27 protein-coding genes are annotated in these 26922 nt (G+C 61.8%); 20 read left to right on the top strand and 7 right to left on the bottom strand.

Annotated features, from left to right (window positions below):
• Nucleotides 1–129 precede the first annotated feature (129 nt).
• Both C5F70_RS02400 and C5F70_RS30900 read left to right on the top strand, forming a co-directional pair.
• On the top strand, nt 130–1233 hold the full coding sequence (locus C5F70_RS02400) for an FAD/NAD(P)-binding protein (protein ID WP_256588347.1): 1104 nt from the start codon (nt 130–132) through the stop codon (nt 1231–1233).
• A 15-nt stretch (nt 1234–1248) separates the two neighbouring features.
• Nucleotides 1249–1533, top strand: coding sequence for a hypothetical protein (locus tag C5F70_RS30900; RefSeq protein ID WP_256588346.1), 285 nt, complete (start codon nt 1249–1251; stop codon nt 1531–1533).
• 60 nt (nt 1534–1593) lie between these two features.
• Here C5F70_RS30900 and C5F70_RS02395 read toward each other — a convergent pair whose 3' ends face one another.
• A complete protein-coding gene (locus C5F70_RS02395; RefSeq protein ID WP_104902659.1) occupies nt 1594–2454 on the bottom strand; it encodes a DMT family transporter in 861 nt (286 codons plus the stop codon).
• A gap of 426 nt (nt 2455–2880) precedes the next feature.
• Between C5F70_RS02395 and C5F70_RS02390 the strand changes: the two genes are divergently transcribed.
• Together C5F70_RS02390 and C5F70_RS02385 are read left to right on the top strand one after the other, a co-directional pair.
• The gene (locus C5F70_RS02390) at nt 2881–3672 is read left to right on the top strand and encodes a CPBP family intramembrane glutamic endopeptidase (protein WP_104902658.1); all 792 of its coding nucleotides are present in this window, start codon (nt 2881–2883) and stop codon (nt 3670–3672) included.
• Between the two features lie 73 nt (nt 3673–3745).
• Nucleotides 3746–5311, top strand: a complete 1566-nt coding sequence (locus C5F70_RS02385) for a PAS domain-containing methyl-accepting chemotaxis protein (RefSeq protein WP_017845265.1) — start codon at nt 3746–3748, stop codon at nt 5309–5311.
• A gap of 218 nt (nt 5312–5529) precedes the next feature.
• Here C5F70_RS02385 and C5F70_RS02380 read toward each other — a convergent pair whose 3' ends face one another.
• Nucleotides 5530–6222, bottom strand: coding sequence for an alpha/beta family hydrolase (locus tag C5F70_RS02380; RefSeq protein ID WP_104902657.1), 693 nt, complete (start codon nt 6220–6222; stop codon nt 5530–5532).
• 79 nt (nt 6223–6301) lie between these two features.
• Between C5F70_RS02380 and ccoN (C5F70_RS02375) the strand changes: the two genes are divergently transcribed.
• The 14 genes from ccoN (C5F70_RS02375) (at nt 6302) to hemN (ending at nt 20482) form a co-directional block, all read left to right on the top strand.
• Complete coding sequence (gene ccoN, locus C5F70_RS02375) at nt 6302–7726, top strand: cytochrome-c oxidase, cbb3-type subunit I (RefSeq protein ID WP_017845263.1); 1425 nt, start codon at nt 6302–6304, stop codon at nt 7724–7726.
• 10 nt (nt 7727–7736) lie between these two features.
• Nucleotides 7737–8345 carry a cytochrome-c oxidase, cbb3-type subunit II gene (gene ccoO / locus C5F70_RS02370; protein WP_017845262.1) on the top strand — a complete coding sequence of 203 codons (609 nt, stop codon included), beginning with the start codon at nt 7737–7739 and terminating at the stop codon, nt 8343–8345.
• A 3-nt stretch (nt 8346–8348) separates the two neighbouring features.
• Nucleotides 8349–8555 carry a cbb3-type cytochrome c oxidase subunit 3 gene (locus C5F70_RS02365; protein WP_017845261.1) on the top strand — a complete coding sequence of 69 codons (207 nt, stop codon included), beginning with the start codon at nt 8349–8351 and terminating at the stop codon, nt 8553–8555.
• Entirely contained in the window at nt 8552–9499 is a 948-nt protein-coding gene (gene ccoP / locus C5F70_RS02360; RefSeq protein ID WP_017845260.1) for a cytochrome-c oxidase, cbb3-type subunit III, read from the top strand. The genes C5F70_RS02365 and ccoP (C5F70_RS02360) overlap by 4 nt, the downstream gene beginning before the upstream one ends.
• 483 nt (nt 9500–9982) lie before the next feature.
• Nucleotides 9983–11425, top strand: a complete 1443-nt coding sequence (gene ccoN, locus C5F70_RS02355) for a cytochrome-c oxidase, cbb3-type subunit I (protein ID WP_017845259.1) — start codon at nt 9983–9985, stop codon at nt 11423–11425.
• Entirely contained in the window at nt 11425–12033 is a 609-nt protein-coding gene (gene ccoO, locus C5F70_RS02350; RefSeq protein WP_017845258.1) for a cytochrome-c oxidase, cbb3-type subunit II, read from the top strand. Before ccoN (C5F70_RS02355) ends, ccoO (C5F70_RS02350) begins: the two co-directional genes overlap by 1 nt.
• Nucleotides 12034–12039: 6 nt before the next feature.
• Nucleotides 12040–12225, top strand: coding sequence for a CcoQ/FixQ family Cbb3-type cytochrome c oxidase assembly chaperone (locus C5F70_RS02345; RefSeq protein ID WP_016775513.1), 186 nt, complete (start codon nt 12040–12042; stop codon nt 12223–12225).
• Nucleotides 12222–13199 carry a cytochrome-c oxidase, cbb3-type subunit III gene (ccoP, locus tag C5F70_RS02340; protein WP_017845257.1) on the top strand — a complete coding sequence of 326 codons (978 nt, stop codon included), beginning with the start codon at nt 12222–12224 and terminating at the stop codon, nt 13197–13199. The genes C5F70_RS02345 and ccoP (C5F70_RS02340) overlap by 4 nt, the downstream gene beginning before the upstream one ends.
• Nucleotides 13200–13542: 343 nt before the next feature.
• Nucleotides 13543–14958 (top strand): cytochrome c oxidase accessory protein CcoG, encoded by a 1416-nt coding sequence (ccoG, locus tag C5F70_RS02335; protein WP_104902656.1) that lies wholly within the window; start codon nt 13543–13545, stop codon nt 14956–14958.
• Nucleotides 14959–14973: 15 nt separating this feature from the next.
• Complete coding sequence (locus tag C5F70_RS02330; RefSeq protein WP_046489429.1) at nt 14974–15513, top strand: FixH family protein; 540 nt, start codon at nt 14974–14976, stop codon at nt 15511–15513.
• A gap of 115 nt (nt 15514–15628) precedes the next feature.
• Complete coding sequence (locus C5F70_RS02325) at nt 15629–18079, top strand: heavy metal translocating P-type ATPase (RefSeq protein WP_102617637.1); 2451 nt, start codon at nt 15629–15631, stop codon at nt 18077–18079.
• 22 nt (nt 18080–18101) lie between these two features.
• A complete protein-coding gene (gene ccoS / locus C5F70_RS02320) occupies nt 18102–18320 on the top strand; it encodes a cbb3-type cytochrome oxidase assembly protein CcoS (RefSeq protein ID WP_057003824.1) in 219 nt (72 codons plus the stop codon).
• Nucleotides 18313–18996, top strand: a complete 684-nt coding sequence (locus tag C5F70_RS02315) for a sulfite exporter TauE/SafE family protein (RefSeq protein WP_046382455.1) — start codon at nt 18313–18315, stop codon at nt 18994–18996. Before ccoS ends, C5F70_RS02315 begins: the two co-directional genes overlap by 8 nt.
• 103 nt (nt 18997–19099) lie before the next feature.
• Nucleotides 19100–20482: an oxygen-independent coproporphyrinogen III oxidase gene (gene hemN, locus C5F70_RS02310; protein WP_017845251.1), complete on the top strand. Its 1383-nt coding sequence runs from the start codon at nt 19100–19102 to the stop codon at nt 20480–20482.
• A 5-nt stretch (nt 20483–20487) separates the two neighbouring features.
• On the opposite strand, the gene C5F70_RS02305 is transcribed toward hemN, so the two are convergent.
• Complete coding sequence (locus C5F70_RS02305) at nt 20488–20985, bottom strand: hypothetical protein (protein WP_079444494.1); 498 nt, start codon at nt 20983–20985, stop codon at nt 20488–20490.
• Nucleotides 20986–21140: 155 nt separating this feature from the next.
• Between C5F70_RS02305 and fnr the strand changes: the two genes are divergently transcribed.
• Entirely contained in the window at nt 21141–21875 is a 735-nt protein-coding gene (gene fnr, locus C5F70_RS02300; RefSeq protein ID WP_017845249.1) for a fumarate/nitrate reduction transcriptional regulator Fnr, read from the top strand.
• A gap of 81 nt (nt 21876–21956) precedes the next feature.
• Nucleotides 21957–22505, top strand: a complete 549-nt coding sequence (locus C5F70_RS02295) for an adenine phosphoribosyltransferase (protein ID WP_017845248.1) — start codon at nt 21957–21959, stop codon at nt 22503–22505.
• Nucleotides 22506–22575: 70 nt separating this feature from the next.
• On the opposite strand, the gene recR is transcribed toward C5F70_RS02295, so the two are convergent.
• From recR to dnaX, 4 genes are all read right to left on the bottom strand, one after another.
• Nucleotides 22576–23178, bottom strand: coding sequence for a recombination mediator RecR (gene recR, locus C5F70_RS02290; RefSeq protein WP_017845247.1), 603 nt, complete (start codon nt 23176–23178; stop codon nt 22576–22578).
• Nucleotides 23179–23244: 66 nt separating this feature from the next.
• On the bottom strand, nt 23245–24279 hold the full coding sequence (locus tag C5F70_RS02285; RefSeq protein ID WP_104902655.1) for an NADP-dependent oxidoreductase: 1035 nt from the start codon (nt 24277–24279) through the stop codon (nt 23245–23247).
• Between the two features lie 170 nt (nt 24280–24449).
• Entirely contained in the window at nt 24450–24788 is a 339-nt protein-coding gene (locus C5F70_RS02280; RefSeq protein ID WP_017527493.1) for a YbaB/EbfC family nucleoid-associated protein, read from the bottom strand.
• Nucleotides 24789–24831: 43 nt separating this feature from the next.
• Nucleotides 24832–26886 carry a DNA polymerase III subunit gamma/tau gene (gene dnaX, locus C5F70_RS02275; protein ID WP_104902654.1) on the bottom strand — a complete coding sequence of 685 codons (2055 nt, stop codon included), beginning with the start codon at nt 26884–26886 and terminating at the stop codon, nt 24832–24834.
• Nucleotides 26887–26922: the final 36 nt, after the last annotated feature.

Raw genomic sequence — 26922 nt, 5'->3', positions numbered from 1 at the left:
ACACTTCATTATCAAGTTCACGACAAACCTTCGGCAAACTCTACAAAACATTTACCGCCCCTCATTCAAAATATGCAACAAGACGGCTTTGTCAAATGAAATATGAGTGGCGTTGAAACTGGAGCTGGAATGAATACCAAGACCATCGCTATTATCGGCGAAGGTTTCTGCGGCTCGACGCTGGCAGCGCAGTTGTTACGCCACCCGCCGGTCACCCCTCTGAAAATTCTGTTGATCAACCGGCCGGGCAGTATGGCCCGAGGTATCGCTTACAGCACCCAAGCGCCCGCGCATGTACTCAATGTCCCGGCAGGCAGAATGAATGCTCTGGCCGGCGAAGACGACAGCTTTTACGAGTATGTAAAACGCAACAACGCCACCGCTACCCCAGGCTCCTTTGTAGAGCGGCGCCTCTACGGTGACTATTTGGAAGCGTTGCTTCAACACGCGTCACGCAACGCAATACCGGGCTGCGAGTTGCACGAAGTGATTGGGGAAGTGGTCAAGATAATCCCCCAGCCGAATGCCGCTGGCGCACTTCTCTTGATGGATAACGGGGAACACTTTCGGGCCGACAGTATTGTTTTAAGCATTGGCAGTTGCGCACGCCAGGCGCCTTCGATTGCACCCGAATATCGGCAGTTCTACGAGAACCCGGGCTACGTGCATGACCCATGGCAACCGGGCGCACTCGACAGTATTGGCGCAAACGACCCGGTCTTCCTGATAGGCAGCGGGCTGACAATGCTCGACGTCGTACTTGATTTGCGTGACCGGGGACACACCGGCACTATCCAGGCCGTTTCGCGCCGGGGCCTGCTCCCGCAGCCTCACCGCGAATTGAACGCGCACCCCGCCTACGATGAAGGGCTGGCACAGCACATGTTGACCGATTGCACGGTGCGCCACTATGTACGTGCCGTCCGTGACGCGGTTCGCCAGCACGCGCAAACCGGCGGAGACTGGCGCGACATCATTGGTGGCCTGAGGTCCGCCACCCAGCAGCTGTGGCATGCATTGCCGCTTGATGAACGCCGGCGATTCCTGCGACATGTACGCCCTTACTGGGATGCCCATCGCCATCGTTGCGCTCCACAACCAGGCGCGCGCATGCACACCGAGCTTGCCCGCGGCACACTGAAGCTGGCGGCCGGACGCATCGTCGGCTACACGTCCAACCCTCACAATGTGAGCGTTGCTGTACGCCGACGTGGCGCCAGCACCGTGGAATAGTTGGAGGTCAAAGCGGTGATAAATTGCACGACGCCAGCACTGGACCTGCGCCAATTGGACGACCCGTTGCTCAAGTCCCTGCGCGCAGATGGCCTGTTGGTACCTGATGCACTTGGGACAGGCATGGACATCGCACCGTCGGGCGCACTGCTCAATTGCAATGCAGTGCCGTCAGACTGGTTGTATTACGTCGGCCCTTTCCTCCAGGCCCGGGACTGGGAAGCCACCGCAGTACCTGAACTGCGTGAATACGTGCAACGCTTGGCGCTCGAGCTGAACACTGCACTTACCCAGCACTGAATCACACATCGACGGACGCCCGCTTTAGAGGGCGCCCGTCAGCGCTGACTCAGTGATCATTCAACCTTTACGAAACACAAACCCCAACCCAACAACGATCAACCCCATCCCCAGCAGGCTCAACCACGCGAGCCGATTGCCGAAGATCAGGTAATCCATCACCGCCGTCACCGCCGGCACCAGGTAGAACAGGCTGGTGACATTGACCAGGTTGCCGCGGGCGATCAGGCGGTACAGCAACAGCGTCGCCAGCAGCGACACCACCAGGCCCATCCACAGCACCGGCAGGTAAAAACCGGCGGTGTGTTCAAAGTGGAACGGCTGGAACGGCACGAACACCGAGCACAACACCAACCCGGCCAGGTATTGCACGGGCAGCGTGCCCAACGGGTTATCGGTGATGCGCTTCTGCATGATCGAGCCGAAGGTCATGCTTGCCAGGGCCAGCAAACCGAACAACATCCCGGCCAGAGACATCCGCGACAGCCCGATGCCTTGGTACACCACCATGATCAAGCCGGCCAACCCCAGGCCCAGGCCGAACATCCGGCGCCAGGAACGCTGGCGCTCCATCAGCACCACGGTCAGGATCGGCTGCACACCCATGATGGTCGCCATCATCCCCGGCGTGACGTTGAGGTCCAGGGCCAGCAGATAGAAAATCTGGTACGCCCCCAACAACACCAGCCCCGTCGTCGCCGCATACCACAGCGGCTTGCCGGGTTGTGGCAGTTTCAGCTTGAGGATCGGTACCAGTATCACCAGCCCCGCCAGGGCGATGGCAAAACGGATCAGCAAAAAGGCGAAGGGTGACGCATGGGCCAGGCCCAACTTGGAGAAAATCGCCCCGCTGCTCCACAGCAATACGAACAGGCTCGTCGAGGCCGCCGCGGCCACGGATTGTTTCGACATAACAGACATGGTTACCACCTGTAATCAGGCAAAAAAAGCCGATTCAGCCAAGCAAGGCTGAAACTCAGTAGGTTTTTTTCAGGCGGGCATAGGGGAACAGCAATCAGCTGATCAGCCCGAAATGCCAACACCCGGCGGTGATACGACTGCGTACACCGGCGTGCTACTGACAGGTGGGGGGTAGTGGCTGATCTGCGCAGGCTGCAGGTTCCCGCACGGCACGACCACAGCGCTGGACGCTGAATCGACTACCGCTATGCACAGGAATGCAGGCATGGGCTGATCTTTTGAGGAGGTGAAGACGCGGTGACTATAACCAACCGCCGACATATTTTGCAATCGCTCCGGCAGCGCCCTTTTCGCGTGACGGCATTTTCATTTTGGCGCCGGAACCCACTCGCTATACTACCGAGCAGTTTTTTCCAAGGATGTCACATGACCGCATTGCCCTGGGTGTATCTCGTCCTCCTGTCCATCGGCTATGCACTGGCGTTGGTCTACGGCCAACTGGGTGTGCTCGCGGCCATCTCCGTGGCGCTGTTGTTGATCGCCGGGTATGCGGTACGCCAACAACGTACCCCGTGGGCGCGCTACGTCGGCCAGGGGTTGTTCATCGTCTTGGCCTTGGGCCTGGCGATGCACTGGCTACCGGGGTTCTACAACGGGCGCGGTATCGCCCCCCAGCGTTTCAGCGCCGATGCCGTGCCCTTCTCGATGTACCTCAACCAGGACAAACCACTGATCGGTTTCTGGCTGTTGCTGGCCTGCCCGTGGATTGTGGCGCGGCGTTCATTGCGCCTGTCGATCTGCGTGACAGCCCTGGCGCTGGCCCTGACGGCCATCGCAGCCCTGGGCGGCGCGGCGTTGCTGGGAATCATCAGTTGGGCGCCGAAGTGGCCGGAGCAGGCGTGGCTGTGGGTGCTGAATAACCTGTTGCTGGTGACGCTGGTGGAAGAAGCGCTGTTTCGCGGCTACATTCAGGGCGGCCTGAGCCAGCGCCTCAAACACTTGCCCTACGGCGAAAACCTCGCATTGCTGCTGGCCTCGCTGCTGTTCGGCCTGGCGCACCTGAGCGCGGGCTGGCAGTGGGTGCTGCTGGCCAGCATCGCCGGGGCCGGTTATGGCCTTGCTTATCGTTTTGGCGGCCTGGGTGCGGCAATTGCCACGCATTTCGGCCTGAATTTGCTGCATTTCGGACTGTTTTCCTATCCAATGCTCGCCGGCTGATTATTACGAAAATAAGTTAAATAAATGATCGCCATCGCCGATACCCCTTGAAAGCCTTGCGGATTGAATAACCATGCGTAATAACCAACCCGTTACCCAGCGCGAACGTACCTTCCCCGCTCAGCAACGGTTGATCTCCACCACAGATGCCAAGGGTGTCATCACTTATTGCAACGACGCTTTCGTCGAAATCAGTGGTTTCTCCCGCGACGAACTGGTACGTGCCCCGCATAACCTGGTACGCCACCCGGACGTTCCGGCGGCTGTGTTCGCACACATGTGGTCCACGCTCAAGCAAGGCTTGCCATGGATGGGCATCGTCAAGAACCGCTGCAAAACCGGCGATCACTACTGGGTCAACGCCTATGTGACGCCAGTGTTCGATGGCAACCAGGTGGTCGGCTATGAATCGGTGCGCGTCAAGCCCACCGCCGAGCAGGTCCGCCGGGCCGAAGCGCTCTACCACCGCATCAATCAGGGCAAGCCCGCCATTCCCCGGCGGGACAAGTGGCTGCCGGTGCTGCAGGACTGGCTGCCATTTATTCTGGTCAGCCAGTTGAGCTTCATGATTGGCGCATCGCTCAATTCTCAATGGGGCTTTGCCCTCGCGGCAGGGTTGTCGGTGCCGCTGGGCCTGCTGGGCCTGAGCTGGCAACAGCGCGGCCTCAAGCGTCTGCTGCGCCTGGCCGAACAGACCACCTCCGACCCGTTGATCGCGCAGATGTATACCGACAGCCGTGGCGCCCAGGCGCGACTGGAAATGTCGATCCTAAGCCAAGAGGCACGTCTGAAGACCTGTCTCACGCGCTTGCAGGACACCGCCGAACACCTCAACGAGCAGGCGGCGCAGTCCAACACCCTGGCGCACAACAGCTCCAGCGGCCTGGAACGCCAGCGTGTGGAAACCGAACAAGTGGCTACCGCGGTCAACCAGATGGCGGCGACCACCCAGGAAGTCGCCAGCCATGTGCAGCGCACGGCCGATGCCACCCAGGAAGCCAATCGCCTGACCGGGCGCGGCCGCGATATCGCCGGGGAAACCCGCGAGGCGATTCAGCGGCTGTCGGCCGCGGTTGGCGAGACCGGCGTGACGGTCACCCAACTGGCCAAGGACAGCGATGAAATCGGCGGCGTGGTCGACGTGATCAAAGGCATCGCCGACCAGACCAACCTGCTGGCCTTGAACGCCGCGATCGAAGCGGCGCGTGCCGGTGAGATGGGCCGTGGTTTTGCGGTGGTCGCCGATGAAGTCCGCCAATTGGCGCAGCGTACCGCTGAATCGACCGGGCAGATCCATACCCTGATCGCCAAGCTGCAGCAGACCGCCGCCGCTGCCGTACAAACCATGGACGCCGGGCATCGCCAGGCCGAAGAAGGCGTGGCGCGGGTGATGGAAGCGGACCAGGCACTGGTGGGCATCAGCGAAGCGGTGGCCAACATCACCGACATGACCACCCAGATCGCCGCCGCCACGGAAGAGCAAAGTTCGGTGGCCGAAGAGATCAGCCGCAATATCAGCACCATCGCGCTGTTGGCGGACCAGACCTCGGAACAGGCGTTGAACTCGGCGCAGTTGAGTGAAGAGCTTACTGTTACCGCCAATACCCAGTATTCGCTGGTAGAGCGTTTTAACCGTTAAACCGCTATCGGGGGCAAGTCGAATCGTCGCACCGCCCCTCCCACATTTAACCGCGTACATACCTTGGAATGCGGTCGAATGTGGGAGAAGGCTTGTTTCCTCCCACATTTAACCGTGTACACACCTTGGAATGCGGTCGAATGTGGGAGAAGGCTTGTTTCCTCCCACATTTAACCGTGTACACCTCATGTGGGAGGGGGCTTGCCCCCGATAGGGCCCTAACAGGCGCCGATAAACTGAGCCACTCGCACCGCCGCCGCCTCCAAATGCTGCTCATGGCTGAACCCTGAAGCCTTCAACGGTTTCAAATCATGATCCCCCGCCGCCAGCCACAGCACCTCGATGCTCGGTGACAAGTCGTACCCCTGCACCGCGGCCCGATTACCCAAGGCATCGCGTTCGCCCTGCACAATCAATGTCGGCGTGTTCAACCCGGCCAAATGCGCGACTCGCGGCTTTTCCGGCTTGCCCACCGCATAGAACGGATAACCCAGGCACACCAAGGCATCGGCCTCCAATTCATCGGCGAGCAAACTGGCCATGCGCCCGCCCATGGACTTGCCACCGATGGCCAGTTTCCCAGCGGCATGGCGTCGCACCTCGGCATACACCTCGCGCCAGCTTTCCAGCAGTTTCGGCGCCGGGTTGGGCGGGCGTTTGCCCCCGGCCAACCGGCGCTGGGCCATGTAGGGAAACTCAAAGCGCACCACATTGACGCCATGCCTGGCAAGGCGCGCAGCCATGTCGTTCATGAAAGATGAGTCCATCGGTGCGCCGGCGCCGTGGGCCAGGATCAGCGTCACAGGCGTATGTGCTGACGCACCCGAGGCGATATCCCACAGCCAGCCATGCTCCTGCACACACCGTGCCCATTGATCCCCGTCAATACTGGCCTTGTGCTCTTTGCCCATGCTTACCTCGCTTTTTAGTCTGCCTATAACTCCAGCCCAAGTGTCGCATTTGCTTGGGTTGAACCGTGGATGGGGAACCATGAACACTACTTTAAGTACCGCCTATAACTACAAGGTGGTCCGCCAATTCGCGATTATGACGGTGGTGTGGGGCATCGTCGGCATGGGGCTCGGGGTTTTTCTCGCGGCTCAATTGGTGTGGCCTGCACTCAACTTCGACTTGCCTTGGACCAGCTTCGGCCGCTTGCGCCCGCTGCACACCAACGCGGTGATCTTCGCCTTCGGGGGTTGTGCGCTGTTTGCCAGCTCCTTCTACTCGGTGCAGCGCACCTGCCAAACCCAGCTGTTCGCGCCGAAAGTCGCGCAGTTCTGCTTTTGGGGCTGGCAACTGGTCATTGTCCTGGCAGCGATCACCTTGCCACTGGGTTACACCAGTTCCAAGGAATACGCCGAGCTGGAATGGCCGATCGACATCCTGATCACTATCGTCTGGGTGGCTTATGCCATTGTGTTCTTCGGCACTGTGGCCAAGCGCAATACCAAGCACATCTATGTCGGTAACTGGTTCTTCGGTGCGTTCATCATCACCGTGGCAATCCTGCATATCGTCAACAACCTGGAAATCCCGGTCAGCCTGACCAAGTCCTACTCGCTGTACGGCGGTGCGACGGATGCCATGGTGCAGTGGTGGTATGGGCATAACGCAGTAGGTTTCTTCCTGACTGCCGGCTTCCTCGGGATGATGTACTACTTCGTACCCAAGCAAGCCGAACGTCCGGTGTATTCCTATCGCCTGTCCATCGTCCACTTCTGGGCGCTGATCACCCTGTACATCTGGGCCGGTCCGCACCACCTGCACTACACCGCGTTGCCGGACTGGGCACAGTCGTTGGGCATGGTGATGTCCCTGGTGCTGCTGGCACCAAGCTGGGGCGGCATGATCAACGGCATGATGACCCTCTCGGGCGCCTGGCATAAGCTGCGTAGCGACCCGATCCTGCGCTTCCTGGTCGTCTCGCTGGCGTTCTACGGCATGTCGACGTTCGAAGGGCCGATGATGGCCATCAAGACCGTCAACTCGCTGTCGCACTACACCGACTGGACCATCGGCCACGTACACGCCGGCGCGCTCGGCTGGGTGGCGATGATCTCCATCGGCGCGCTGTATCACATGATCCCGAAAGTCTTCGGCCGCGAGCAGATGTACAGCGTCGGCCTGATCAACGCGCACTTCTGGCTGGCCACCATCGGCACCGTGCTCTACATCGCCTCGATGTGGGTCAACGGCATCGCCCAGGGCCTGATGTGGCGTGCGATCAACGAAGACGGCACCTTGACCTACTCCTTCGTCGAAACCCTGGTGGCCAGCCACCCTGGCTTCGTCGTGCGACTGGTGGGCGGTGCGGTGTTCCTCAGCGGCATGTTGCTGATGGCTTACAACACATGGCGCACCGTGCGCTCGGCACAACCTGTCGAAGCCACCCCTGCCGCGCAGACGGCCTGAGGAGTCAGTGATGAAACACGAAACGATTGAAAAGAACGTCGGCCTGCTGATGCTGCTGATGGTGCTTGCCGTGAGCATCGGCGGCCTGACCCAGATCGTCCCGCTGTTCTTCCAGGACGTGACCAACAAACCGGTGGAAGGCATGAAGCCCTACACCGCGCTGCAACTGGAAGGCCGCGACATCTACATCCGCGAAGGTTGCGTACAGTGCCACTCGCAGATGATCCGTCCGTTCCGTGCCGAGACCGAGCGCTACGGGCACTACTCGGTTGCGGGCGAAAGCGTCTGGGATCACCCGTTCCTGTGGGGCTCCAAGCGTACCGGGCCAGACCTGGCGCGCGTCGGCGCACGCTACTCGGACGACTGGCACCGCGCGCACTTGTACAACCCGCGCAACGTAGTGCCTGAGTCGAAAATGCCGGCCTACCCATGGCTGGTGACGGCACCGCTCGACAGCAGCCACACCGAAGCCAAGCTCAAAGTGATGCGTACCCTTGGCGTGCCCTACACCGACGATGACATCAACGGTGCAGTGGCCAGCCTCAAGGGCAAGACCGAGATCGACGCGCTGGTTTCGTACCTGCAAGTCCTCGGCACCGCCATCAAGAGCAAGAGGTGAGCCATGGGATTTGAATTCGATGCGGGTACCATCCGCGGCCTCGGCACGCTGGTCGTCGCCATCGCCTTTATCGGCCTCTCGCTGTGGGTATTCAACAACCGACGCAATGCGGAATTCGAGCAGGCACGCCTGCTGCCGTTTGCCGACGAACCCACCGCCACCCCATCCGACGCTCAAGAAGCGCCTGCAACAAGGAGCAATCGGCCATGACTACCTTCTGGAGTACATGGATCTGCGTACTGACCATCGGCAGCCTGATCGGCCTGACCTGGCTGCTGTTCGGCACCCGCAAGGGCGAGACCAAGGGCAGTGTCGACCAGACCATGGGCCACGCCTTCGACGGCATTGAGGAATACGACAACCCGCTGCCTCAGTGGTGGTTCATGCTGTTCGCCGGCACCCTGCTGTTCGCCGTCGGCTACTTGATCCTCTACCCCGGCCTGGGCAACTGGAAAGGCGTCCTGCCGGGCTATGAAGGTGGCTGGACCTCGACCAAGGAATGGGACAAGGAAATGGCCAAGGCCGACGCCAAGTTCGGGCCGATCTTCGCCAAATTCTCGGCCATGCCAGTGGAAGAAGTCGCTAAAGACCCACAAGCGCTGAAAATGGGCGGGCGCCTGTTCGCCTCCAACTGCGCGGTGTGCCACGGCTCGGATGCCAAGGGCGCGTATGGCTTCCCGAACCTGGCGGACAATAACTGGCGCTGGGGCGGTTCCGCCGAGGCGATCAAGACCACCATCATGGGCGGTCGCCACGCGGCGATGCCGGCCTGGGGCGAAGTGCTGGGCGAAGACGGTGTGAAAAACGTCGCCGCCTATGTGCGTCACGACCTGGCCAAGCTGCCACTGCCAGCCGACAGCGGCGCCGACCTGGTCGCCGGCCAAGCCACGTTCAACACCACCTGCGTGGCCTGCCACGGTCCGCAAGGCCACGGTGTCGAAGCCATGGGCGCGCCGAACCTGACCGCGCCAAGCGGCTTTATCTACGGCACCAGCCTGGCGCAGTTGCAGCAAACCATTCGCCACGGCCGCCAAGGCCAGATGCCGGCGCAGGAAGTGCTGCAAGGCAATGACAAGGTTCACCTGCTGGCCGCTTATGTTTACAGCCTCTCCCACAACGCTGACGGCGCAACGCCGCAACGCCAGGCAGAGTAACGCTCCACCCCTGAACTGCCGCCCCTGATCCGGGGGCGGTAGCTCAACCTTCCTACGCGACCAAGTGTCGCACCCTTCCAAAGCACTGCTTTCCCCTCCTGCCATTCGGGTCTACGCTTGTCTGCACAGCGGATCGGTACAGACCGGTCGACGGTCGACTTGCACGCGCTGGGTTGCACACTTCTGCAGGGATGACAGGCGCAAAGGCTGGCAGCGACCGGCTGTCGTGCCACTGACCGTTCATCGCTTCAGCAGCGTGTCGACACACAGCGAGTCACCCGTCGACGCGTCACGCAAAAATTCCTGTCCGATCGATCAGTTTTTGATTTCGGATTTTGTCCTTACATCAAACATGGAAAGGGCGCAGAATCTGGCGTGGCACGCATTGACACAGGTCACCCTTGCGTTGCAATGGCACCTCGGTTTCTACATACTTGCGACCGATTTTTACCTATAAAAAAACCTAAACCGTGGAACCTTAGAATGAGCACAGCAATCAGTCCGACTGCTTATAACTATAAGGTAGTCCGCCAGTTCGCCATCATGACGGTGGTCTGGGGGATCCTTGGCATGGGGCTCGGGGTCTTCATCGCCTCGCAACTGGTCTGGCCGGAATTGAATTTCGGCTTGCCATGGACGACCTTCGGCCGCCTACGCCCGCTGCACACTAACCTGGTGATTTTCGCCTTCGGCGGATGTGCATTATTTGCCACCTCCTACTATGTCGTGCAGCGAACCTGCCAGACGCGACTGATTTCCGACGGCCTCGCCGCCTTCACCTTCTGGGGATGGCAAGCCGTGATCGTCGGGGCCGGCATCTCGTTGCCGCTGGGCTACACCACCACCAAGGAATACGCCGAGCTGGAATGGCCCATCGCCATTTTGCTCGCGATTGTCTGGGTGATCTACGCGGTGGTGTTCTTCGGCACCATCGCCAAGCGCAAGACCAAGCACATCTATGTGGGTAACTGGTTCTACGGTGCCTTCATCCTGGTGACGGCGATGCTGCACATCGTCAACCATGCGTCGTTGCCGGTCACCCTGTTCAAGTCCTATTCGGCCTACGCCGGAGCGACGGATGCGATGATCCAGTGGTGGTACGGCCACAACGCCGTGGGGTTCTTCCTCACCACCGGTTTCCTGGGGATGATGTATTACTTCGTGCCGAAACAGGCCGAACGTCCCATCTACTCTTACCGTCTGTCCATCGTCCACTTCTGGGCGCTGATCACCCTGTACATCTGGGCCGGTCCGCACCACCTGCACTACACCGCACTGCCGGATTGGGCACAGTCGTTGGGCATGGCGATGTCGATCATCCTGCTGGCGCCAAGCTGGGGCGGCATGATCAACGGCATGATGACCCTCTCGGGCGCCTGGCATAAGCTGCGCACCGACCCGATCCTGCGCTTCCTGGTGGTTTCGCTGGCGTTCTACGGCATGTCGACCTTCGAAGGGCCGATGATGGCGATCAAGACCGTCAACTCGCTGTCGCACTACACCGACTGGACCATCGGCCACGTACACGCCGGCGCGCTCGGCTGGGTAGCGATGATCTCCATCGGCGCGCTGTACCACATGATCCCGAAAATCTTCGGGCGTGCGCAGATGCACAGCGTCGGGTTGATCAACACACACTTCTGGCTGGCCACCATCGGCACCGTGCTCTACATCGCCTCGATGTGGGTCAACGGCATTACCCAAGGCCTGATGTGGCGTGCGATCAACGATGACGGCACCCTCACCTACTCCTTCGTCGAAGCGCTGCAAGCCAGCCACCCGGGCTACATCGTCCGTGCCCTGGGCGGCGCGTTCTTTGCCTCCGGCATGCTGTTCATGGCCTACAACGTCTGGCGCACCGTGCGTGCCTCCGACCCTGCAGAAGCCGAAGCCGCCGCCAAGATCGCCGTTGTGGGAGCCCACTGATGAAGCACGAAGTAGTCGAGAAGAATATCGGCCTGCTGGCCTTCTTCATGGTCATCGCCGTGAGTATCGGCGGCCTGACCCAGATCGTTCCGCTGTTCTTCCAGGACGTGACCAACAAGCCGGTCGAAGGCATGAAGCCGCGTACCGCCCTTGAACTGGAAGGCCGCGACATCTACATCGCCAACGGCTGTGTCGGCTGCCACTCGCAGATGATCCGTCCGTTCCGCGCTGAAACCGAACGTTATGGCCACTACTCCGTGGCCGGTGAAAGCGTGTGGGACCACCCGTTCCTGTGGGGTTCCAAGCGCACCGGGCCGGACCTGGCCCGTGTCGGCGGACGCTACTCCGATGACTGGCAACGCGCGCACTTGTACAACCCGCGCAACGTTGTGCCTGAGTCGAAAATGCCGGCGTACCCGTTCCTCGTGGAAAACAAGCTCGACGGCAAGGACACCGCGAAGAAGATGGAAGTCTTGCGCACCCTGGGCGTGCCCTACACCGACGAAGACATCGCCGGTGCAGCCGCAGCCGTGAAGGGCAAGACCGAAATGGACGCATTGGTGGCCTACCTGCAAGGCCTTGGCACCATCATCAAAAGCAAACGGTGATTCTTCATGGATATCGGGATGATTCGTGGCCTGGGCACCGTTGTCGTGATGGTGGCCTTTATCGGCCTGGCGCTGTGGGTGTTCAGCCCCAAGCGCAAGTCGGAGTTTGACGACGCAACCATGCTGCCCTTTGCGGATGACCCCGAAGCCATCAAGCACGTCGAGCAAGCTTCTAGGAGTAACAAAGAATGACTACGTTCTGGAGTCTGTACGTCACAGTCCTCAGTCTGGGTACCATTTTCGCCCTGACCTGGCTGCTGCTGTCGACCCGCAAGGGCCAGCGCGCCGAGCAAACGGACGAGACTGTCGGCCACTCGTTCGACGGTATCGAGGAGTACGACAACCCACTGCCGAAATGGTGGTTCATGCTGTTCGTCGGCACCATCGTCTTCGCCCTCGGCTACCTGGTGCTGTACCCCGGCCTGGGCAATTGGAAAGGCCTGCTGCCGGGCTACAACTACCTCGACAACGACAAGCAGACCGCCTTCGCCAACGGCCAGACCGGCTGGACCGGCGTGCATGAGTGGGAAAAGGAAATGGCCAGGTCGGACGCCAAGTTCGGGCCGATCTTCGCCAAATTCGCCGCGATGCCGATTGAAGAGGTTGCCAAAGACCCGCAAGCCCTGAAGATGGGCGGCCGTCTGTTCGCCTCCAACTGCTCGGTATGCCACGGTTCGGACGCCAAGGGAGCCTACGGCTTCCCCAACCTGACCGACGCCGACTGGCGCTGGGGCGGCGAGCCCGCGACCATCAAGGAAACCATCATGAAAGGCCGCCACGCGGTGATGCCGGCCTGGGCCGAAGTCATCGGCGAGCAAGGCGTGGCCGACGTGGCGGGCTTCGTGGTGACCAACCTTGACGGCCGCAAACTGCCGGAAGGCGCCAAGGCCGATGTGGCCAACGGCGGGAAACTCTTCGCCGCCAACTGCGTGGCCTGCCACGGCCCGGCCGGTAAAGGCACACCCGCCATGGGCGCACCCGACCTGACTCACCCGGGCGCGTTCATCTACGGTTCAAGCTTCGCCCAACTGCAGCAGACCATCCGCTACGGCCGCCAGGGCCAGATGCCTGCACAGGAACTACTGCAAGGTAACGACAAGGTGCATTTGCTGGCCGCATATGTTTACAGCTTGTCCCATGGGGATAAGAAGGCTCAAGAGCAGTAAGCTTCATCAGAAACACAAAAGCCCCGTACAGTACAAACTGGCGGGGCTTTTTTCTGGCAGCTATACGGGCCAATTAAATCGATGCGTTGATCGCCGCTACTGCTCTGGTTCATGGGTTAACCCATGGGACGAATGACCGCTCCACGCGCAAAAACCGTCCATACTTCACAAGTCAATTGATCCACGTCACCTACACCATCAATTGATTTCCCCCAACGCGACCAAAGGTCGCACCCTTTGCGCGTCATCGGGGGCGTATCATTACGCCACTGCAAGACCCTTCATTTGACCCCGACCGGCACGTACTGGCCGAGGCAAATCTCCACCGCCGTGGGATGCAATGATGAGCAAGCAAATACCGGTACAAGACGTTACTCCACCTGCCAAAAACTCCAGCAACGGTGTCGACCTCTACGCGTCGCGAGAGAAAATCTACACCCGCGCCTTCACGGGCCTGTTCCGCAACCTGCGCATGCTTGGCGGCGCCGGTCTGTTCCTGCTCTACTTCGGCACGGTGTGGCTGAACTGGGGTGGTCACCAGGCCGTGTGGTGGGACCTGCCGGAACGTAAGTTCTTCATTTTCGGTGCGACCTTCTGGCCCCAGGACTTCATCCTCCTCTCGGGCATCCTGATCGTCGCGGCCTTTGGCCTGTTCTTCATCACGGTGTACGCCGGGCGCATCTGGTGCGGGTATACCTGCCCGCAAAGCGTGTGGACGTGGATCTTCATGTGGTGCGAAAAAGTCACCGAAGGCGACCGTAACCAGCGCATCAAGCTGGACAAGGCGCCGATGGGCGCCAACAAGTTCCTGCGCAAGTTCAGCAAACACACGCTGTGGCTGCTGATCGGTTTTGTCACCGGCATGACCTTCGTCGGTTATTTCTCGCCGATCCGCGAACTGGTGTTCGACTTCTTCACCGGCCAGGCTGATGGCTGGTCGTATTTCTGGGTCGGTTTCTTCACGCTCGCCACCTACGGCAACGCCGGCTGGCTGCGCGAGCAGGTGTGCATCTACATGTGCCCCTATGCGCGCTTCCAAAGCGTGATGTTCGACAAAGACACCCTGATCGTCTCCTACGACCCACGTCGTGGCGAAGTGCGTGGCCCGCGTAAAAAAGGCGCCGACTACAAGGCCCAGGGCCTCGGCGATTGCATCGATTGCACAATGTGCGTGCAAGTGTGCCCGACCGGCATCGACATCCGCGATGGCCTGCAGATCGAATGCATCGGCTGCGCCGCGTGTATCGACGCCTGCGACAACATCATGGACAAGATGGATTACCCGCGCGGCCTGATCAGCTACACCACCGAGCACAACCTGTCGGGGCAGAAAACCCACAAGCTGCGTCCGCGCCTGATCGGCTATGCGCTGGTATTGCTGGCGATGATGAGCCTGTTGGCCACGGCATTTTTCATGCGTCCGCTGGTGGGTTTCGACGTCAGCAAAGACCGTGTGCTGTACCGCGAAAACGCTGAAGGACGGATCGAGAACGTCTACAGCCTGAAGATCATGAACAAAGACCAGCGCGACCACACGTATGTGCTTGATGCTGCCGGGCTGCCGGACCTCAAGCTGCAAGGCCGCCGCGAAATCAAGGTGGCTGCCGGCGACATCGTCAGCATGCCGGTCGAACTGTCGAGCGCGCCGGAGCAATTGCCGTCGAGCACCAACGAGGTGAAATTCATCCTCAAGGATGCCGATGACGCCAGCGTCCACATTGAAGCCAAGAGCCGATTCATCGGCCCACAAGTTCGTTAACGAGAGAGCTGAACAATGCCCGTAGCCACTGCCGCAAGCCCCTGGTACAAGCACCTCTGGCCCTGGATCATCATTGGTATCCTGGCTTGCTCGGTGACCTTGACCTTGTCCATGGTGACCATTGCAGTGAACAACCCGGACAACCTGGTCAACGACAACTACTACGAGGCCGGCAAAGGCATCAACCGCTCCCTGGACCGCGAACGCCTGGCCCAGACCCTGCAACTGCGCGCCAAGGTGCATCTGGATGAGCTGACCGGTGAAGTCGAACTGCACCTCACCGGCTACAGCAACCCGAGCACCCTGGAACTGAACCTGATTTCGCCGACTCAGCCCGAGAAGGACCGCAAGATCAACCTGGCCCGCAGCGACAGCGAACCCAGTCGCTACATCGGCCAGGTCACCGACAAGGTCGAAGGTCGGCGCTTCGTCGAACTGCTCGGCGTGGAAGGCGACAGGACCTGGCGCTTGTTCGAAGAAGAACAGGTCAACCACGACAAGGACTTGCTGCTCGGGGATGAACCGCTGCAGGGTGCTGAAGACCTGAAGAAGTAAACAGGCTGCGCTTCACGCATCGCGGGCAAGCCCGCTCCCACATGGACACCGCGATCCACTGTGGGAGCGGGCTTGCCCGCGATGAGGCCCTACCCGCCACCAAAGATCTAACGCCATGACCACCCCAACCCCCTGCTACCACTGCGCCCTGCCCGTTCCACCCGGTAGCCGCTTCACCGCCGTGATCCTCGGCGAACGCCGCGAACTCTGCTGCCCAGGCTGCCAGGCCGTGGCCGAAGCGATCGTGGCGGGCGGGTTGGAAAGCTATTACCAGCACCGCAGCGAAGCCTCGGCCAACCCCGAGGCACTGCCGGTGCAATTGGTCGACGAACTGGCGCTGTACGACCGCGCCGATGTGCAAAAACCCTTCGTGCGCCACGATGGCGAACTGGCCGAAGCCACGCTGTTGATGGAAGGCATCAGTTGCGCAGCCTGCGGCTGGCTGATCGAAAAACACCTGCGCAGCCTGCCCGCCGTGGCCGAGGCGCGCCTGAACCTGTCCAACCATCGCTTGCAGGTACGCTGGGCCGACGGGCAACTGCCGCTGAGCCAACTGCTCAGTGAGCTGCGCCATATCGGTTACGCCGCCCACCCCTATCAGGCAGACCGCGCCGCCGAGCAATTGGCCGGCGAAAACCGTCTGGCCTTGCGCCAACTCGGCGTTGCCGGGTTGCTGTGGTTCCAGGCGATGATGGCGACCATGGCCACCTGGCCGGAATTCAATATCGACCTCAGCGCCGAACTGCACGTCATCCTGCGCTGGGTCGCGATGTTTCTGACCACGCCCATCGTGTTCTACAGCTGTGCGCCGTTTTTCAAGGGCGCCATGCGCGACCTGCGCACCCGTCACCTGACCATGGACGTGTCGGTATCCCTGGCCATTGGCGGGGCTTACCTGGCCGGCATCTGGACCGCGATCACCGGCGTCGGTGAACTGTATTTCGATGCAGTGGGCATGTTCGCGCTGTTCCTGCTGGCCGGCCGCTACCTGGAGCGGCGGGCCCGCGAACGCACGGCCGCCGCTACCGCGCAGTTGGTCAACCTGCTGCCTGCCTCATGCCTGCGTTTGAACGCTGAAGGCCAGAGCGAACGCATCCTGCTCCCCGAGCTGGCCCTGGGCGACCGCGTGCTGGTTCATCCCGGTGCCGTGCTGCCGGCGGACGGGGTGATTCTCGACGGCCAGTCGAGCATCGACGAATCCCTGCTCACCGGCGAATACCTGCCGCAACCGCGTCAAGTCGGCGATGCGGTAACGGCCGGCACCCTCAACGTCGAGGGCGCGCTGACCGTCGAAGTGCGCGCCCTGGGCCATGACACGCGCCTGTCCGCCATCGTGCGCCTGCTGGAGCGGGCCCAGGCCGAGAAACCGCACCTGGCGCAAATCGCCGATCGCGCCGCACAGTGGTTCCTGCTCGGCTCGCTGGTCGCCGCCGTACTGATCGGCCTGTTGTGGTGGCAGTTGGACGCGTCGCGGGCGTTCTGGATCGTCCTGGCAATGCTGGTGGCGACCTGCCCGTGCGCGCTGTCGCTGGCCACGCCGACCGCCCTGACCGCCGCCACCGGCACCCTGCACAAACTCGGCCTGCTGCTGACCCGCGGCCATGTGCTGGAAGGCCTGAACCAGATCGACACGGTGATTTTCGACAAGACCGGCACCCTCACCGAAGGGCGCCTGGCGCTGCGTGCGATCCGCCCCCTGGGAGCGTTGAACAGCGACCAGTGCCTGGGCCTCGCCGCCGCCCTGGAAAATCGCTCAGAACACCCGATCGCCCGTGCCTTCGGGCGCGCGCCCCTGGCCGCCGACGAAGTGCTCAGTGCCCCCGGCCTCGGCCTGGAAGGCTGGGTGGGCGAACGTCAACTGCGCATCGGCCAACCGGGCTATGTGTGTGAACTCAGCGGTTGCCCGATCCCCGCCGCGCCGGATGAAGCCGGGCAATGGCTGCTGTTGGGCGACCGCGACGGCGCCCTCGCCTGGTTCGTCCTGGACGACCGCCTGCGCAGCGACGCCCCGGCCCTGCTGGCGGCCTGCAAGGCACGCGGTTGGCGCACGCTGCTGCTGTCGGGCGACAGTTCGCCGATGGTCGCCAGCGTCGCCGCCGAACTGGGCATCGACGAAGCCCACGGCGGCCTGCGCCCCGATGACAAGCTGCAAGTGCTGCAACAACTGCACAAAGAAGGGCGCAAAGTGCTGATGCTCGGCGATGGGGTGAACGATGTGCCGGTGCTGGCCGCCGCCGATATCAGCGTGGCCATGGGCTCGGCCACCGACCTGGCAAAAACCAGCGCCGACGCGGTGCTGCTGTCCAACCGCCTCGATGCCCTGGTGCAAGCGTTTACCTTGGCGCGGCGCACCCGTCGGGTGATCATGGAGAATCTGCTGTGGGCCGGGCTGTACAATGGCCTTATGCTGCCGTTTGCCGCGCTCGGCTGGATCACGCCGATCTGGGCCGCGGTCGGCATGTCCCTCAGTTCGTTGACCGTGGTGCTCAACGCCCTGCGCCTGACTCGCCTGCCGAGCGCGCCGACCGCCAGCACCCTCTCAGTAACCCGCCCGTTGCCGGCTTGAGCCGCGCGGGCATGGAGTGCAGATGCCAGCTTTATACGTGATGATTCCGGCGGCGCTGCTGATTGTGGCCATCGCCATCTACATCTTCTTCTGGGCGGTGGACAGCGGCCAGTACGACGACCTCGACGGCCCGGCCCACAGCGTGCTGTTCGACGATCAGGACCCAAACCACCTGGCCGCCGTCGACGAGGCCAACAGCCCCGAGCCCCCGGCCGACCCGAAAGATCCGCCCCATGCTTGATCTGGCGCCGCTGCTGGTCTCCGCGCTGATCCTTGGCCTGCTGGGGGGCGGCCATTGCCTGGGCATGTGCGGCGGCCTGATGGGTGCGCTGACGCTGGCGATCCCCAAGGAACAACGCAGCCGCAGGTTCCGCCTGCTGCTCGCGTACAACCTGGGGCGCATCCTCAGCTACGCCACCGCCGGCCTGCTGATCGGCCTGGCCGGCTGGGCCGTGGCCAACAGCCCGGCGGCGATGTTCATGCGCGTGCTGGCCGGCCTGCTGCTGATCAGCATGGGCCTGTACCTGGCCGGCTGGTGGAGCGGCCTCACCCGCATCGAAAGCCTCGGTCGCGGCCTGTGGCGGCACATCCAGCCGGTTGCCAACCGTTTGCTGCCGGTGTCCAGCCTGCCCCGCGCCCTGCTGTTGGGCGCGCTGTGGGGCTGGTTGCCGTGCGGGTTGGTCTACAGCACCCTGCTGTGGGCCGCCAGCCAAGGCAATGCGCTGGACAGTGCGGTGCTGATGCTGGCGTTCGGCCTGGGTACCTGGCCAGTACTGCTGGCGACCGGGCTGGCCGCCGAACGCGTCACGGCATTGTTGCGCAAACGCAGTGTGCGTACCGCCGGCGGCGTGCTGGTGATTCTGTTCGGTATCTGGACCTTGCCCGGCCCACATCAGCACTGGCTAATGGGCCACTAAAAGGCCATGTGGCATAGCGCCGCTCCCCGTTGACGCAAATCAAGATGCCATATCCGCCACGCCCCTAGACTCGGCCGACTAGTCTATCCGGGGGAACGCCCGCATGCTCGACGCCATTCGTTGGGACAGCAACCTGATTCATCGCTACGATTTGGCGGGGCCACGCTACACGTCCTACCCCACCGCAGTGCAATTCGACAGCCAGGTCGGCTCCTTCGACCTGCTCCACGCCCTGCGCGACAGCCGCAAGGCTGCACGCCCGTTGTCGCTGTATGTGCACGTGCCGTTCTGCGCCAACATCTGCTACTACTGCGCCTGCAACAAAGTCATCACCAAGGACCGCGGCCGCGCCCAGCCCTACCTGCAGCGCCTGGAACAAGAGATCCAACTGATCGCCTGCCACCTCGATCCGAAACAGACCGTGGAGCAGCTGCATTTCGGCGGTGGTACCCCGACTTTTCTCAGCCATGACGAACTGCGCCAGGTGATGGCCTGCCTGCGCAAGCATTTCAACCTGCTCGATGACGATTCCGGCGACTACAGCATCGAGATCGACCCGCGCGAAGCCGACTGGGCAACCATGGGCCTGCTACGCGAGCTGGGCTTCAACCGCGTCAGTATCGGCCTGCAAGACCTCGACCCGGAAGTGCAACGGGCGGTCAATCGCCTGCAAAGCCTGGAAGAAACCCGCGCCGTGATCGATGCCGCGCGCACCTTGCAGTACCGCTCGATCAATATCGACCTGATCTACGGCCTGCCCAAGCAAACCCCGATCAACTTCGCGCGCACCGTGGAAGAAGTGATCAAGTTGCAACCGGATCGCCTGTCGGTGTTCAACTACGCGCACTTGCCGGAACGCTTCATGCCTCAGCGGCGGATCAACGCCGATGACCTGCCGTCCCCGGCGGCAAAACTGCAGATGCTGCAAACCACCATCGAACAGTTGACCGACGCCGGCTACCGCTACATCGGCATGGACCACTTCGCGCTACCGGACGACGAATTGGCCATTGCCCAGGAAGAAGGCACCCTGCAACGCAACTTCCAGGGCTACACCACGCACGGCCATTGCGACCTGATCGGGCTCGGGGTGTCGGCCATCAGCCAGATCGGCGATCTGTATTGCCAGAACACCAGCGACCTCAATAGCTACCAGAACGCCCTGGCCGACGCGCAACTGGCGACCAACCGCGGCCTGGTCTGCACCACGGACGATCGGTTGCGGCGGGAAGTGATTCAGCAATTGATCTGTAATTTCAGCCTGACATTCGAGCAGATCGAACAGGCGTTCAATATCGATTTTCGCGGCTACTTCGACGAGATCTGGCCGCAACTCGAAACGATGGCCGACGACGGCCTGATCGAACTGGACGCACAAGGCATTCGCGTTCTACCGGCCGGGCGGCTGCTGGTGCGCTCGGTGTGCATGGTGTTCGATGCCTACCTGGAACATCAGAACCGGCAGCGCTTTTCGCGGGTGATCTGAAGGTTCTATGCCATCGCCAGGGAGGCCGCCTTCATGGCGTCTTCGCCGCTCAGGCCTTTCATGGCTTTGGCCAGCGAGGCTTGCGCGGTCACCAGGCTCGCCTGCAGTGCGCTGAGTGAGGCTTGCAGGTTGCTGGCCTTGACCCGCGCCTGGTCAGGCGTCAGGCTCGTGTCCGCCATCACTGCAGCCAGCTCGGCCTGTTTCTTGGCGATCTGCTCCTTGATCTGACGGATCATTTTCAGCGTCTGCTGAATGTTATCCGGCAAGCCACTCTCTTCGATATCGCTGTTGGCTTTCTTCGCGGTACCCGCAGCCTTCAATGCCGCTCCGGAAATAGTCACGGTCACGCCCTCGACCGCCTTGGCCGGACGCAGCGGCGCCGACGTGGCGTCCTCAAGTGCTTTGGCTGCCTTGGCTTCTTTAGCCTCCGCCACCAGGTCCTTGGGCTCGCGAACCGCCGGAACCGGCAGCTTGGCAGCAGAGTTTTCACCAATGGAAAGCATGATGTGAGCCTCCAGGCTCTAAGGGACACTGACTTGTATCGGCATCGATACAATAATCTTTATCCCGGCATCGGTTTTTCGTCCATGCTGGCCTCTTCTACCCACAGTGCGTTACCCTTATGTCTTATGTGTGTTTTCCCACAAGGATTTAAGAAATGTCCGAGCCCGTTAAGCTGCGCGCTAACAGCCAGGCCCATTGCAAGGATTGCAGCCTGGCCCCCCTCTGCTTACCACTTTCATTGAATCTGGAAGACATGGATGCGCTGGACGAAATCGTTAAACGTGGACGCCCACTGAAAAAAGGCGAGTTTCTATATCGCCAGGGCGACAAGTTCGATTCTGTCTATGCAGTACGTTCGGGTGCATTGAAGACCTTCAGCCTGAGCGACAGTGGCGAAGAGCAGATCACCGGCTTCCACCTGCCGAGCGAGCTGGTCGGGTTGTCGGGGATGGACACCGAGATTCATCCGGTGTCGGCTCAGGCACTGGAGACCACATCGGTGTGCGAAATTCCTTTCGAACGCCTGGACGAACTGGCCCTGCAACTGCCGCAACTGCGCCGCCAACTGATGCGTGTCATGAGCCGCGAGATCCGGGACGACCAGCAAATGATGCTGCTGTTGTCGAAGAAAACCGCCGACGAGCGCATCGCCACCTTCCTGGTCAACCTGTCGGCGCGGTTCCGTGCCCGTGGTTTCTCGGCCAACCAGTTCCGCCTGAGCATGTCGCGCAATGAAATCGGCAATTACCTGGGCCTGGCGGTGGAAACCGTGTCCCGGGTATTTACCCGTTTCCAGCAGAACGAACTGCTTGCCGCCGAAGGCAAGGAAGTACACATCCTCGACCCGATCCAGCTGTGTGCGTTGGCGGGCGGCTCCCTGGAGGGCTGATCCAGACACTTGCGGCCGCGCCAATCGGCCAGGCCGCAAGGTATACTTCGAGTCCGTTTTCCGCCCCTGGACTCTGCGACGATGACCTTCGATTCGTTCGACATCAAATCCCTGATCCGCCCTGTCATCGACTTCCCCAAGCCTGGGGTGATCTTTCGTGACATCACGCCGCTGTTCCAGTCGCCCAAGGCCCTGCGCCTGGTGGCCGACACCTTCGTCCATCGCTACGTCGAAGCCGATTTCAGCCATATCGGTGCGATGGATGCCCGGGGTTTCCTGATCGGCTCGATCATCGCCTACCAATTGAACAAACCGCTGATCCTGTTCCGCAAACAGGGCAAGCTGCCGGCCGACGTGTTGGCCGAGGGTTACCAGACCGAATACGGCGAAGCCTTCCTCGAAGTGCATGCCGACAGCCTGTGTGAAGGCGACTCGGTACTGATCTTCGATGACCTGATCGCCACCGGCGGCACGCTGATCGCCGCAGCAAACCTGGTGCGGCGCATGGGCGCGAAGGTGTTCGAAGCGGCGGCGATTATCGACCTGCCGGAACTGGGTGGCACGCAACGCCTGGAAGATATGGAGATTCCGACGTTTTGCCTGACGCAATTTGCGCTGAGCGAGCGTTGAGGATTATCACCGACACCACACAGCCCATGTGGGAGCAAGCCCCCTCCCACACTTTGTCCTGCCGCGTGGCTTAAAGCGCGATGGGTTTGCGACCGGCAAACGAATGCGCCAGGGTGCCGCCGTCCACCAACTCCAGCTCGCCACCCAGCGGCACACCGTGGGCGATCCGCGACGTGACCAGGCCTTTGTTGCTTAGCAGTTGGGCGATGTAATGCGCAGTCGCTTCACCCTCCACGGTCGGGTTGGTGGCCAGGATCACTTCAGTAAACGTGCCCTGCGCTTCGATCCGCGCCACCAGTTGCGGAATGCCGATGGCTTCCGGGCCCAGGCCGTCCAACGGCGACAGATGGCCTTTGAGCACGAAATAGCGCCCGCGATAACCGGTCTGTTCCACCGCGTACACGTCCATCGGCCCTTCCACCACGCATAACAGCGTGTCATCGCGACGCGGGTCGGCGCATTGCGGGCAGAGTTCTTCCTCGGTGAGGGTGCGGCACTGGCGACAGTGACCAACGCCCTCCATGGCCTGGCTCAAGGCCTGGGCCAACCGGGTGCCGCCGCTGCGATCACGCTCCAGCAGTTGCAGCGCCATGCGCTGGGCGGTTTTCTGGCCGACACCGGGCAAAGTGCGCAGGGCGTCGATCAGTTGGCGAATCAGGGGGCTGAAGCTCATGGGCGAAGGGTCCGACAAAACAACGAGACGCGGTTTATACCCGCGCCCCGGATTAGCGTCAAATGCTCAATCCTGCGCGACGCGCACCACCAACTTGCCGAAGTTGCGTCCTTCGAGCAAACCGATAAAGGCTTGAGGCGCGTGTTCCAGGCCGTCGACCATGTCTTCGCGGAACTTGATCTTGCCGTCGCGTACCCACGGCGCCATGGCGCTGAGGAATTCCGGCTGGCGATCGCCGTAGTCATCGAACACGATAAAGCCCTGGATACGCACGCGCTTGGTCAGCAAGGTGCGTTGCAGCGCCGGCAGTCGATCAGGGCCGCTGGGCGCTTCATGGGCGTTATAGCCGGCGATCAGCCCGCATAGCGGGATCCGCGCCTTGGGGTTGAGCAGCGGCAGCACGGCATCGAACACCTTGCCGCCGACGTTTTCAAAGTAGATATCCACGCCCTTGAAACAGGCCAGGGCCAATTCATTGGCGAAGTTCTCGCTTTTGTGATCGATGCAGGCATCAAAGCCCAGCTCATCCACCACGTAACGGCACTTGTCGGCCCCGCCCGCGACACCCACCACGCGCAGGCCCTTGAGCTTGGCCACCTGGCCCACCACCGAGCCCACCGCACCGGACGCGGCCGCCACTACCAGGGTTTCGCCGGCCTTGGGCTGGCCGATGTCCATCAGGCCCATGTAGGCGGTCATGCCCGGCATGCCCAGCACACCCAACGCCATCGACGGGCTGGCCAGACCGTTGGGCACCGGCATCAGGTTGCGACCGTCGCTAATGCTGTGGCTTTGCCAGCCGGTGGAGCCGACCACCAGGTCGCCCGCTTCGAATTTCGGGTTGCGCGACTGCTCGATACGGCTGACAGCGCCACCCGTCATCACTTCGTCGATTTCCACCGGAGCGGCGTAGGACGGTGCATCACTCATGCGCCCGCGCATGTAGGGGTCGAGGGACAGGTACAGCGTCTTCAACAGGACTTGGCCGTCTGCCAGTTCCGGCAGGGTCACACGTTCGAGGCGGAAGTTTTCCGCGGTTGGCGCGCCGTGAGGGCGCGAGACCAGGACAATGCGCTGGTTAAGCATCAGTTCTTGAGGCATCGGGGGGGCTCCGTTATCGAGGGTCGAATTCAATGGCATCAAGTGCAGACACTGGCCAAGGCGCCGAGGTTCGACAAAGTTACCCTTGCGTAGCCGCTACGCAGGGGAAAACAGCCAAAAAAAATGCCAGGCGCGATGCCTGGCATTCCAGTCTAGCTAAGGCTGGCCGATCAGAACGGCAGTTTCATGCCCGGTGGCAGTTGCATGCCAGCGGTCACGCCGGACATTTTGTCCTGGCTGTTGGCTTCGATCTTGCGCACAGCGTCATTGACGGCCGCGGCGAACAGATCTTCCAGCACTTCACGGTCGTCATCGCTGACGCCTTCGAGCAGGCTCGGGTCGATGCTCACGCGCTTGATGTCGTGACGACCGGTCATCACCACGCTGACCATATCGCCACCGGCTTTACCGGTGACTTCGGCGTTGGCCAGCTCTTCCTGCATCTTGGCCATCTTTTCCTGCATCTGCTGTGCCTGCTTCATCAGGCCGGCCATGCCACCTTTCATCATGGGAATCACCTCAAAAGTACGTGGATCAATAAGTAGCCCGGTGTCATGACGCCTGGGGCACCGGGGCTTCGACAGGTTCAATAGTATCGTGACGGACGACCGCGCCGAACTGTTGCATCAATTGTTGGATGAGCGGGTCACCGTGGATCGACTCCTCGGCCTCGCGCTGGCGATTGAGGCGTCGGCGGGTCGCGGCCTGGGCCGGGGTTTCCTGCTCGGGCTTGATCAACTCGATGGTGATGCTCAGCGTGCGCTCATGATACTGGTTGAGGGCATCGTTGAGCCGGCGCTGCTGGGTCGCGTTGAACAGGGCGCTGTGGGCCGGGTCCAGGTGCAGCAACCAGTGGTCGCCCTCGATGGCGATCAGGGTGCAGTTGGCGGCGATGCTGCCGGTCATGCCGGAAATCGGCAGTTTCGGGAACAGCTCCAGCCATTGCAGGGCCAGGCCGGTGGCCGGCGCGGCAGCGGGTTCCGCTTCGGGCTCGGGGGCCGGCTCGGCGGTGTGTTCGCTGGCCAGTTCGTCCAGGTAGCTGTAGGCCGAATCGATGTCCGGCTCGATGTAGTCTTCGTCCAGCGGCGGTTCGTCGTCCAGGTCGATGCCGGGCGTTGCGGCGTCCACCTGGGCGACGGTCGGCTCGGGGACGGGCGCACTGACCCATTCCGGCGCATCCGGTACCACGCTGTCCGGCATTGGCGTAGGCATCGGCGTCAGCTCGGGCTGCTCGCCGGCGGTTTCCAGCACGGGCTCCACGGCGGGCTGCAGCTCGACCTCGGGTTCAGCCTCTGCCGGGGCATTCCAGGGCAGGTCGACCACCGGGGCCGGTTCGGGCTCGACAACCGGCACCGGCGCGATCACCGGCGCGACAACCACCGGCTCAGGCACCGGCGCAACCGGCGCAGGCGCAGCAACCGCTGGCGCGACCACCGCCGCGCCAGCCACTGATTTGGCGGAATCAACTGTGGCCTGGCTGATCCCCACTGGCTTTAGCGGCTGTCTCGGCGCGTCCGTCGCATCGGCGGGGCGGAAGGCCAGCATGCGCAGCAGGACCATTTCGAAGCCGCCACGCGGGTCTGGTGCGAGGGGCAAGTCCCGGCGACCGATCAGGCCCATCTGGTAGTAGAACTGCACGTCTTCGGCCGGCAACGCCTGGGCCAGGGCCAACACGCGATCGCGGTCGCCGTGGCCGTTGTCGACGCCTTCGGGCAGGGCCTGGGCGATGGCGACGCGGTGCAGCACGTTGAGGATTTCCGAGAGCACACCGTTCCAGTCCGGGCCCTGTTCCGACAAGTGGCGCACGGCTTCGAGCAACGCCTTGGCGTCGCCTTCGATCAGCGCGTGCAGCACGTCGAACACCTGGCCGTGGTCGAGGGTGCCGAGCATGGCACGCACATCGGCGGCCATGACCTTGCCTTCACCAAAGGCAATGGCCTGGTCGGTGAGGCTCATGGCGTCACGCATCGAACCATCGGAGGCACGGCCGAGCAGCCACAGCGCGTCGTCTTCGAACGGTACGTTTTCGACACCCAGCACATGGGTCAAGTGCTCGACCACGCGCTCCGGGGTCATGTTTTTCAGGGAGAACTGCAGGCACCGCGACAAAATCGTTGCAGGGAGTTTCTGCGGGTCGGTGGTCGCCAGGATGAATTTGACGTAGGGCGGCGGCTCTTCCAGGGTTTTCAACAATGCGTTGAACGAATGACTGGAAAGCATGTGGACTTCGTCGATCAGGTAGACCTTGAAGCGGCCACGGCTCGGCGCGTACTGCACGTTATCGAGCAGCTCGCGGGTGTCTTCGACCTTGGTGCGGCTCGCGGCGTCGATCTCGATCAGGTCGACGAAACGCCCTTCGTCGATCTCGCGGCATACCGAGCAGGTACCGCAGGGCGTCGAGGTGATGCCCGTCTCACAGTTCAGGCACTTGGCAATGATTCGGGCAATGGTAGTCTTGCCGACACCGCGAGTACCGGTAAACAGGTAGGCGTGGTGCAGCCGTTGGCTGTCCAAGGCATTGATCAGAGCCTTGAGCACATGGGTCTGGCCGACCATTTCGCGGAACGAGCGCGGGCGCCATTTACGTGCAAGAACCTGATAACTCATCGAAAACCGTCGCAACTGAGAAGCGGAAGCCGGTAA

The organism is Pseudomonas sp. LH1G9 (assembly GCF_002949975.1).
GTDB classification, from domain to species: Bacteria; Pseudomonadota; Gammaproteobacteria; order Pseudomonadales; family Pseudomonadaceae; genus Aquipseudomonas; species Aquipseudomonas veronii.
The sequence above is the reverse complement of the archived record's forward strand: the minus strand, read 5'-3'. Positions and strand labels throughout refer to the sequence as shown.

Coding starts and splice junctions, on each gene's coding strand:
- C5F70_RS02400 (WP_256588347.1), top strand. CDS start 130: ATGAATACCAAGACCATCGCTATTATCGGCGAAGGTTTCTGCGGCTCG.
- C5F70_RS02395 (WP_104902659.1), bottom strand. CDS start 2,454: ATGTCTGTTATGTCGAAACAATCCGTGGCCGCGGCGGCCTCGACGAGC.
- C5F70_RS02390 (WP_104902658.1), top strand. CDS start 2,881: ATGACCGCATTGCCCTGGGTGTATCTCGTCCTCCTGTCCATCGGCTAT.
- C5F70_RS02385 (WP_017845265.1), top strand. CDS start 3,746: ATGCGTAATAACCAACCCGTTACCCAGCGCGAACGTACCTTCCCCGCT.
- C5F70_RS02380 (WP_104902657.1), bottom strand. CDS start 6,222: ATGGGCAAAGAGCACAAGGCCAGTATTGACGGGGATCAATGGGCACGG.
- ccoN (WP_017845263.1), top strand. CDS start 6,302: ATGAACACTACTTTAAGTACCGCCTATAACTACAAGGTGGTCCGCCAA.
- ccoO (WP_017845262.1), top strand. CDS start 7,737: ATGAAACACGAAACGATTGAAAAGAACGTCGGCCTGCTGATGCTGCTG.
- C5F70_RS02365 (WP_017845261.1), top strand. CDS start 8,349: ATGGGATTTGAATTCGATGCGGGTACCATCCGCGGCCTCGGCACGCTG.
- ccoP (WP_017845260.1), top strand. CDS start 8,552: ATGACTACCTTCTGGAGTACATGGATCTGCGTACTGACCATCGGCAGC.
- ccoN (WP_017845259.1), top strand. CDS start 9,983: ATGAGCACAGCAATCAGTCCGACTGCTTATAACTATAAGGTAGTCCGC.
- ccoO (WP_017845258.1), top strand. CDS start 11,425: ATGAAGCACGAAGTAGTCGAGAAGAATATCGGCCTGCTGGCCTTCTTC.
- C5F70_RS02345 (WP_016775513.1), top strand. CDS start 12,040: ATGGATATCGGGATGATTCGTGGCCTGGGCACCGTTGTCGTGATGGTG.
- ccoP (WP_017845257.1), top strand. CDS start 12,222: ATGACTACGTTCTGGAGTCTGTACGTCACAGTCCTCAGTCTGGGTACC.
- ccoG (WP_104902656.1), top strand. CDS start 13,543: ATGAGCAAGCAAATACCGGTACAAGACGTTACTCCACCTGCCAAAAAC.
- C5F70_RS02330 (WP_046489429.1), top strand. CDS start 14,974: ATGCCCGTAGCCACTGCCGCAAGCCCCTGGTACAAGCACCTCTGGCCC.
- C5F70_RS02325 (WP_102617637.1), top strand. CDS start 15,629: ATGACCACCCCAACCCCCTGCTACCACTGCGCCCTGCCCGTTCCACCC.
- ccoS (WP_057003824.1), top strand. CDS start 18,102: ATGCCAGCTTTATACGTGATGATTCCGGCGGCGCTGCTGATTGTGGCC.
- C5F70_RS02315 (WP_046382455.1), top strand. CDS start 18,313: ATGCTTGATCTGGCGCCGCTGCTGGTCTCCGCGCTGATCCTTGGCCTG.
- hemN (WP_017845251.1), top strand. CDS start 19,100: ATGCTCGACGCCATTCGTTGGGACAGCAACCTGATTCATCGCTACGAT.
- C5F70_RS02305 (WP_079444494.1), bottom strand. CDS start 20,985: ATGCTTTCCATTGGTGAAAACTCTGCTGCCAAGCTGCCGGTTCCGGCG.
- fnr (WP_017845249.1), top strand. CDS start 21,141: ATGTCCGAGCCCGTTAAGCTGCGCGCTAACAGCCAGGCCCATTGCAAG.
- C5F70_RS02295 (WP_017845248.1), top strand. CDS start 21,957: ATGACCTTCGATTCGTTCGACATCAAATCCCTGATCCGCCCTGTCATC.
- recR (WP_017845247.1), bottom strand. CDS start 23,178: ATGAGCTTCAGCCCCCTGATTCGCCAACTGATCGACGCCCTGCGCACT.
- C5F70_RS02285 (WP_104902655.1), bottom strand. CDS start 24,279: ATGCCTCAAGAACTGATGCTTAACCAGCGCATTGTCCTGGTCTCGCGC.
- C5F70_RS02280 (WP_017527493.1), bottom strand. CDS start 24,788: ATGATGAAAGGTGGCATGGCCGGCCTGATGAAGCAGGCACAGCAGATG.
- dnaX (WP_104902654.1), bottom strand. CDS start 26,886: ATGAGTTATCAGGTTCTTGCACGTAAATGGCGCCCGCGCTCGTTCCGC.